Raw genomic sequence first — 7,348 nt, forward strand, 5'->3', positions numbered from 1 at the left:
GCGGGGCGTGAGGTGCGGCAGCGTGCCGACGACGCGCGAGGGAGCGGCTCGCGCGTCAGCCTGCGTTACGAACAGGCCTTGCCGTGCGACGCGTGGTAGCCCTTTGCCTTCGCATCGGCTTCCGACATGTAGCTGCCGTGCTTCGTCTTGCCGTAGTACTTGTCGGTCGAGCAGTGATAGACCTTCGTGCTGTCGTTCGCCCACACCTTGCCCGGGCCGCCGCCCGGCGCTGCCGCCGCGGTCGTTGCAGCCGCGCTCTTCGCCGGTGCGGTACCGGATGCGGGGGCTGCCGAGGCGGCCGTTGCCGGCGCTGCGGCCGGTGCGCTCGCGGCGGCCGCCGCCGATGCGCCGTACCAGGTCTTCACACCCTTGTGGCCCGCGCATGCGCCCTTCTTCGATGCGCCCGAGTAGAACGAGCCGTCCTTGCACAGACCGGTCGTGCCGGCCGGCGCGCTGGCCGGAACCTGCGCGAACGCACCGATCGACATACCCATGCCGGCGACCAGCGCGGCGATCAACATCGTCTTTTTCATAGTCCTCTCCTGATTTGCCTGAATGAAGAATGCGTTCCGGGGATTCCCGGGAAAGTCGCGGTTACCGCACCCAGCGGCACACGCGATGGTGGTGGTGATCGAAATGACACACACGGTGCGAATGCGCTTCGGCCAGTGCCGGAGCAAGAACGGCACATGCCACTGCGGTGGCCGTCAGGATCTTCGCGATGCGCTTCATGAAACTCTCCCGGGTAGGTCAACCGGTGATCCGGCTGGTACCTCCTTAACGCCGGTCGTCGACAGGCCGTGCACCGCGCTCATGTGCAATTGACGATCTTTGACAACGTAGCGCCGTCAACGCCTCGAAGCTGACGAATGTCTTTCTTTCCTTTCCGGATCTTCAGCTTCGAAGCCGTTCGGAACTCGAAAGAATGTGACGCAGGGGAAAGCCGATCGCGGGGGCGCGTGGAGCATACGGACGCTTTCGTGGGAGGCGAAGCAAAAAAGCCGCCCGAAGGCGGCCTGATGGAAGTGTGCACGTCATGCGCGGCGGCTACGCCCCCACCTCACCCCAAGGCGTCGGCGGCGGCACCGCGCACGGCCCTTCGACGTCGATCGACTTGAAATCGGCGGGCCCGACGATCTCCAGATACTCCATGTCCGGCGAGTAGTCGAACAGGTAGTGGACGATCCCCGGCGCCTGGTGCACGCAATCGCCGGCGCTCACCAGCGTCTCGCGTTCGCCGTACATGAAGCGCGCCCAGCCCTTCAGCATGATCACGATATGGAACTCTGCCTCGTGACGGTGCCAGCCGGTGCCCGCCTCCGGTGCATGATTCGCCCTGACGAGTTGCGCGACGACCTTGCCGTTCGTCGCGGCGGCGATACCGAGATCGCGGTACAGGAAGAAGTCGCGCAGGCCTTCGCCGTGATAGGCGGTGTCCTGCGGCTTCACATGGGAAAAGGCGGTCGTGGTCGGGGTGCTCATCGCGGTGCTCCTTCATCGAAAGGATCACGCGTGACAAGCATTTGGCGTTCCAGGGTGCGGCGTCGCGGGCAGCCCGCGACGCCGCCTGCCGGCTTACTTCAACCGCCCCGACAGGAACTGCCCGAGCCGTTCGCTCTTCGGATTCACGAGAATCTCCTGCGGATCCCCTTCCTCCTCGATCTTCCCCTGATGCAGGAAGATCACGTGATTCGACACGTTGCGTGCGAAGCCCATCTCGTGCGTGACGACGACCATCGTACGCCCTTCCTCGGCGAGCTTCTGCATCACCTTCAGCACTTCGCCGACGAGTTCCGGATCGAGCGCCGACGTCGGCTCGTCGAACAGCATCACTTCCGGCTCCATCGCGAGCGCACGTGCAATGGCCACGCGCTGCTGCTGGCCGCCCGACAGGTGCGACGGATACATGCCCTCGACGCGCGGCGCGAGGCCGACCTTCTCCAGGTACTTGCGCGCCCGCGCGATCGCTTCGTCCTTGCCGATCCCGAGCACGGCCATCGGCGCTTCGATCACGTTCTCGAGCACCGTCATGTGTGCCCACAGGTTGAAGTGCTGGAACACCATCGACAGCTTGGTGCGCATCCGCTGCAGCTGCTTCTGGTCGGCCACGCGCAGCGAGCCGCTGCGATCGCGCGTGGTCTGGATCGGCTCGCTGCCGATCGTGATCTGCCCGGAGCACGGCTGCTCCAGGAAGTTGATGCAGCGCAGGAACGTGCTCTTGCCGGAGCCGCTCGAGCCGATGATGCTGATCACGTCGCCGGCCTTCGCCTTCATCGACACGCCCTTCAACACCTCGTTGTCGCCGAACTTCTTGTGCAGGTTGTCAACGGTAAGCTTGTACATGCTGGGTCCTTCCTTGCGAATCTTGCGAATGCGTTAATGGCCGCGCGGCGAGAGGTACGCGAGCCAGCGCGTCTCGAGCTTGCGGAACGCCCAGATGAGCGTGAACACGACGATGGCGTACATCACGGCCGCAATGCCATACGCCTGGAACGACATGTAGGTCGCGGAGTTGACGTCGCGCGTGACCTTCAGGATGTCGGGCACGGTCGCGGTGAACGCGAGCGTCGTTGCGTGCAGCATCAGGATCACTTCGTTGCTGTAGCTCGGCAGCGAGCGGCGCAGCGCGGAAGGCAGGATGATCCGCGTATAGAGCTTGAAGCGCGACATCCCGTAGGCCATGCCGGCCTCGATCTCGCCGGCCGACGTCGCCTTGATCGAACCCGCGAAGATCTCGGTGGCATACGCGCATTCGTTCAGCACGAACGCGAGCAGCGTGCAGTTCATCGCGTTGCGGAAGAACGTGTCGAGCAATACGTGGTTGTGCACGACCTGCAGGCTGTAGATGCCCGTGTAGCACATCAGCAGCTGCACGTAGAGCGGCGTGCCGCGGAACACGTACGTGTAGAGCCACACGGGGGTCGAGATCCAGCGGTTCGACGACGCGCGTGCGATCGCGAGCGGCACGGCGAGCGCGAAGCCCAGCGCGATCGACACGACCAGCAGCCACAGCGTGATCGCGAGGCCGCTGAAGCGGTAGCCGTCGGTGTAGAGATAGCTTTGCCAGTACTGGCTGACGAGTTCGATCACAGTGCGAGCCTCCGGACGCCAACGGAATAACGCTTCTCGAGGTGATGCAGCACGACGTTGGAGACCGTCGTGATCGCGAGGTAGATCGCGCCTGCAGCCAGCGTGAAGAAGAAGAAATCGAGCGTGCTCTTGCCCGCGTCCTGCGACGCCTTGACGACGTCGGCGAGGCCGATGATCGACACGAGCGCGGTGGCCTTCACGAGCACCTGCCAGTTGTTGCCGATGCCGGGCAGCGCGAAGCGCATCATCTGCGGGAACAGGATGCGGCGGAACACGCGCCAGCCGCTCATCCCGTACGCGAAGCCCGCTTCGAGCTGGCCGCGCGGCACCGCGAGGAACGCGCCGCGGAACGTCTCGGTGAAGTACGCGCCGTAGATGAAGCCGAGCGTGATGACGCCGGCCACGAACGGATCGATGTCGATCTGGTCCCAGCCGAGCATGTCGGTGAAGTTGTTCAGCAGGATCTGGATCCCGTAAAACAGCAGCAGCATCAGCACGAGGTCCGGCACCGCGCGGATCAGCGTCGTGTAGAAGGTGCCGATCGACTTGAGCACGCGGTTCGTCGACAGTTTCGCGCTCGCGCCGACGAGGCCCAGCACGAGCGACGCGGCAAGCGACAGCACCGCGAGCTTCACGGTTTCCACCGTGCCGGCCCACAGCAGCGGGCCAAATCCTTGGAAGATCATATGAGGGATCCAGAGCGAGGTGGCTGGATTGTCAATAGCCATTACCCGGGCATCAAACGATATCTACGCACTACCTGATGCAACCTGCTCATCAAGTCGGACGCATCGCGCGAGGCGGGTTGCACCCAGAAAAGACGCGGCGCGCGCCACAGCCGATGCGCGCCGCCTGGTGGGTCAGCCGCCGTAGACGTCGAACGCGAAGTACTTCTTCTCGAGCTTCTTGTACGTGCCGTCCTTGATGATGTCGGCGATCGCGTGGTCGATCTTCGCCTTCAGGTCGCCATCGTCCTTGCGCAGCCCGATGCCGGCGCCGTTGCCGAGCGTCTTCGGATCGTCGATGTCCTTGCCGGCGAATTCGAAGTTCGCGCCGCGCGGCGTCTTCAGGAAGCCGATGTCGGCCTGCACCGCGTCCTGCAGCGCCGCGTCGAGGCGGCCCGACATCAGGTCCTGGTACACGCCGTCCTGGTTCTGGTAAGGCACGACCTGCACGCCCTTCGGCGCCCAGTAGGCCTTCGCGTAGGTTTCCTGGATGGTGCCCTGCTCGACGCCGACCGACTTGCCCTTCAGCGATTCGGCCGTCGGCTGCAGGTTCGCGCCCTTCTTCGTGACGAGGCGCGTCGGCGTGTTGAACAGCTTGTCGGAGAACGCGATCTGCTCGGCGCGCGCCGGCGTCATCGACATCGACGACAGCACGCCGTCGAACTTCTTCGCCTTCAGCGCGGGAATCATCCCGTCGAAGTCGTTCTCGATCCACACGCATTTCGCCTTCAGGCGGGCGCAGATCTCGTTGCCGAGATCGACGTCGAAGCCGACGACCTTGCCGCTTGCGTCCTTCGATTCGAACGGCGGATAGCTGGCGTCGACGCCGAACCGGATCGTCGACCAATCCTTGGCGTGGGCACCGACCGCGATGCAGGCAAGGGCAATACTGAGCGCGAGTTTCTTCATGGCGTTCCTGTCAGAGGCGAACTGGGCAGGGGTCCCGTCGGGCGGCGCCGCCGTGAACCCTTCCAACCCGGAGATCGCCCTTTTTGGCGACACCCCAAGTTGTACATACAACTTTGCCTTTTCTGCAGGTTTGCCAGCAATCCGTGTTTATCACTAGTTGTCGGCGGATTGTTTCACTAATGGCATTTTTCCTTAAATTTCAATTAATTACGAATTACGCCAAGCTAAACAACAGCTTTCTCCAGACGTACAGGCGCCGCCGGGTGCGGGCTTTCACTTGTCTAGACCTGGCAACGCCGCACCGCGCGGCCCGTCCGCCATGCCGACCGTTTCCAGACCGACCAGCCGGTAGCCGAACTGCAGCTCGGTCAGCAGATGCCGCGGGCGCGCCGGCACCGGCTCGAGCTTCTGCCGCAGGTTCGTCATGTACACGCGCACGTAGTGCGCGCGGTCCGCGTCATGGATGCCCCAGACCTCGGCCAGCAGTTGCCGCGCGGCAATCACGCCGCCGCGTGCGCGAATCAGCGCGGCGAGCAGCCGGAATTCGAGACGCGTCAGGTGGACGGGCTCGCCGCCGCGCGCCACTTCGTGCTTGCCGAGATCGACGGTCACGTCGCCGAACCGCACGATCGACGACGATTGCCCGTCGGCCGACACGAACGCCGCGCGCCGCAGCTGCGCGCGCGCCCGCGCGAGCAGTTCGGGCACGCCGAACGGCTTCGGCAGGTAATCGTCCGCGCCTGCATCGAGCGCCGCGACCTTCTCCACCTCCTGCTGCCGCGCCGACAGCACGATCACCGGCACCGTCGACCACTCGCGCAGCTCGCGGATGAAGGTCTTGCCGTCGTCGTCCGGCAGCCCGAGATCGACGATCACGAGATCGGGCTTGCTGCTCGACGCATACATCCGCGCCTCGCGGGCGGTCGACGCCTCGCAGGTGTCGAGCCCCTCCTGTTCCAGCGCCATCCGCACGAAACGGCGGATGTCCGATTCGTCCTCGACGATAAGTACGCGCGATCTGATCATGTCCGGCTCTCGTGTTCGATATCGGGCGGCGCGCCCAGTGGCAGGCGAATCTCGAACCGCGCGCCGTGCGGATCGAGCGGCACCGCGCGGATCGAGCCGCCGTGCGCGTTGACGATGCTGCGGCACAGCGCGAGCCCGAGCCCGACGCCGCTGATCGACGATTCCTTGCGTTCGCGCTCGAACGGCTCGAACAGCGGCTCGGTGTTGCGCGCGACGAAGCCGGGCCCGTCGTCCTCGACGAATACGTAGAGCGTTTCGCCGAACACGCGTGCCCGCACCGCTACGGCGGCATCCGTGCCCGCGTATTTCGACGCGTTGTCGAGCAGGTTCATCAGCACGCGCTCGATCAGCAGCGCGTCGACGTCGATCAGCGGCAGGTCGGCCGGCAAGTCGGCGCTCACGTCGCGGCCGGCCAGCACGCCGGCCGAATGCGCGAGCGCACTGCCGACGATCTCGTCGAGCATGTGCCACTCGCGATTCAGCCGCACGCCCTCGCTCTGCATCCGTGCAAGATCGAGCAGGTTCACGACGAGCCCGTGCAGCGCCTCGGCCTGGTTGCGGATGCCGTGCGCGAGCGCGGCCGGCTGTCCGTCGGCCAGCCGCTCGGGCCGCTCCAGCGTCTCCGCGAGCCCGCGGATCGCGGTCAGCGGCGTCTTCAGGTCGTGCGACACCGCGGCGAGCAGCGCGTTGCGCAGCCGCTCGCCTTCGATGCGGACGAGCGTGTGCTGCGCGACGCCGACATAGTGCACGCGTTCGAGCGCCATCGCGATCGACGAGCACAGCGCGTCGATCAGGCGGCGATCGTCGGGGTCCGTGGGGACCGGCTGCGCGTCGCCGAACAGCACGAGCACGCCGCGCACGCGCATCGGCGCCTTCAGCGGCAGGTATTGCGCGGTCGCACGCTCGAACGGCGGCATGCCACACCCGGCGCCGCGCGCATTCTCGTAGACCCAGCGCGCGATCGGTGCTTCGACGAACCGCGCGTGCTGCGCCGGCATCAGATGGTCGTCCGCATCCGGCAGCACGAGCGCGACGCGCACGCCGAGCAGCGGCGCGATCGTGCCGGTGCAGATCGATGCGATCTGCTCGGTCTCGATCGCGGCCGACAGGTCATGCGCGACGCGCGCAAGCGCGGCCGAGCGCTTCTCGTTCGCGCGCGCGGCCCGCGCCTCCGCGCGCAGGCGCGCCGCGAGCTGGCCGATCGCGAGCGCGACGGCCAGCATCAGCGCGAACGTAAACACGTACTGCGTATCCGACACCGCGAACGACAGCCTCGGCTCGACGAAAAAGAAGTCGAAGCAGCCGACGCACAAGAACGCGGCCCACGCGCCGGCGAGCCGGCCGAGCCGCAGCGCGATCAGCACGACCGTCATCAGGAACAGCATCACGACGTTCGACAGGTCGAACACGCGCAGCAGCGCGCTCGCGGCCAGCGTCGCCAGCGCGCACACGAGCGTGGCGAGCAGCAGCGGCACCGCGTACTGCGACACCCACACGTGCGTGCGCGGGTGCGCTTCGCGCACGGCCAGCGTCGGCTGCGTGTCGGGCCCGGCGCCCGCGATGAGATCGGCCAGCGCCGCGCACGCGCGCAGCACGCC

The 7,348-nt window shown here is 65.9% G+C and carries 9 protein-coding genes; all 9 read right to left on the reverse strand.

Annotated elements, in window-relative coordinates:
• Positions 1 to 65: 65 nt before the first annotated feature.
• On the reverse strand, positions 66 to 533 hold the full coding sequence (locus BDI24065_RS27595) for a hypothetical protein (RefSeq protein ID WP_175033946.1): 468 nt from the start codon (positions 531 to 533) through the stop codon (positions 66 to 68).
• A gap of 61 nt (positions 534 to 594) precedes the next feature.
• Entirely contained in the window at positions 595 to 732 is a 138-nt protein-coding gene (locus tag BDI24065_RS27600) for an HHHH-motif protein (RefSeq protein ID WP_167347852.1), read from the reverse strand.
• A 315-nt stretch (positions 733 to 1,047) separates the two neighbouring features.
• Positions 1,048 to 1,482 carry a cupin domain-containing protein gene (locus BDI24065_RS27605; RefSeq protein WP_174976763.1) on the reverse strand — a complete coding sequence of 145 codons (435 nt, stop codon included), beginning with the start codon at positions 1,480 to 1,482 and terminating at the stop codon, positions 1,048 to 1,050.
• A 93-nt stretch (positions 1,483 to 1,575) separates the two neighbouring features.
• Positions 1,576 to 2,343, reverse strand: a complete 768-nt coding sequence (locus tag BDI24065_RS27610; protein ID WP_175033947.1) for an ABC transporter ATP-binding protein — start codon at positions 2,341 to 2,343, stop codon at positions 1,576 to 1,578.
• Positions 2,344 to 2,376: 33 nt separating this feature from the next.
• Entirely contained in the window at positions 2,377 to 3,090 is a 714-nt protein-coding gene (locus tag BDI24065_RS27615; protein ID WP_175033948.1) for an ABC transporter permease, read from the reverse strand.
• Positions 3,087 to 3,776 (reverse strand): ABC transporter permease, encoded by a 690-nt coding sequence (locus tag BDI24065_RS27620; protein WP_174949025.1) that lies wholly within the window; start codon positions 3,774 to 3,776, stop codon positions 3,087 to 3,089. Before BDI24065_RS27620 ends, BDI24065_RS27615 begins: the two co-directional genes overlap by 4 nt.
• A gap of 174 nt (positions 3,777 to 3,950) precedes the next feature.
• On the reverse strand, positions 3,951 to 4,724 hold the full coding sequence (locus BDI24065_RS27625) for an ABC transporter substrate-binding protein (RefSeq protein ID WP_174938872.1): 774 nt from the start codon (positions 4,722 to 4,724) through the stop codon (positions 3,951 to 3,953).
• A 273-nt stretch (positions 4,725 to 4,997) separates the two neighbouring features.
• Positions 4,998 to 5,750, reverse strand: coding sequence for a response regulator (locus BDI24065_RS27630; RefSeq protein WP_174931812.1), 753 nt, complete (start codon positions 5,748 to 5,750; stop codon positions 4,998 to 5,000).
• On the reverse strand, positions 5,747 to 7,348 hold a 1,602-nt coding region (locus BDI24065_RS27635; RefSeq protein WP_175033949.1), incomplete at its 5' end, for a DUF4118 domain-containing protein. The genes BDI24065_RS27630 and BDI24065_RS27635, both read right to left, overlap by 4 nt.

Origin of the sequence: Burkholderia lata, from assembly GCF_902499025.1 — a bacterium.
Classification (GTDB): Bacteria; Pseudomonadota; Gammaproteobacteria; order Burkholderiales; family Burkholderiaceae; genus Burkholderia; species Burkholderia lata_C.

Bases quoted from the DNA above. Each gene is read 5' to 3' on its own strand.
- BDI24065_RS27630 (WP_174931812.1), bottom strand. From the start codon at position 5,750: ATGATCAGATCGCGCGTACTTATCGTCGAGGACGAATCGGACATCCGC.
- BDI24065_RS27605 (WP_174976763.1), bottom strand. From the start codon at position 1,482: ATGAGCACCCCGACCACGACCGCCTTTTCCCATGTGAAGCCGCAGGAC.
- BDI24065_RS27600 (WP_167347852.1), bottom strand. From the start codon at position 732: ATGAAGCGCATCGCGAAGATCCTGACGGCCACCGCAGTGGCATGTGCC.
- BDI24065_RS27620 (WP_174949025.1), bottom strand. From the start codon at position 3,776: ATGATCTTCCAAGGATTTGGCCCGCTGCTGTGGGCCGGCACGGTGGAA.
- BDI24065_RS27610 (WP_175033947.1), bottom strand. From the start codon at position 2,343: ATGTACAAGCTTACCGTTGACAACCTGCACAAGAAGTTCGGCGACAAC.
- BDI24065_RS27595 (WP_175033946.1), bottom strand. From the start codon at position 533: ATGAAAAAGACGATGTTGATCGCCGCGCTGGTCGCCGGCATGGGTATG.
- BDI24065_RS27625 (WP_174938872.1), bottom strand. From the start codon at position 4,724: ATGAAGAAACTCGCGCTCAGTATTGCCCTTGCCTGCATCGCGGTCGGT.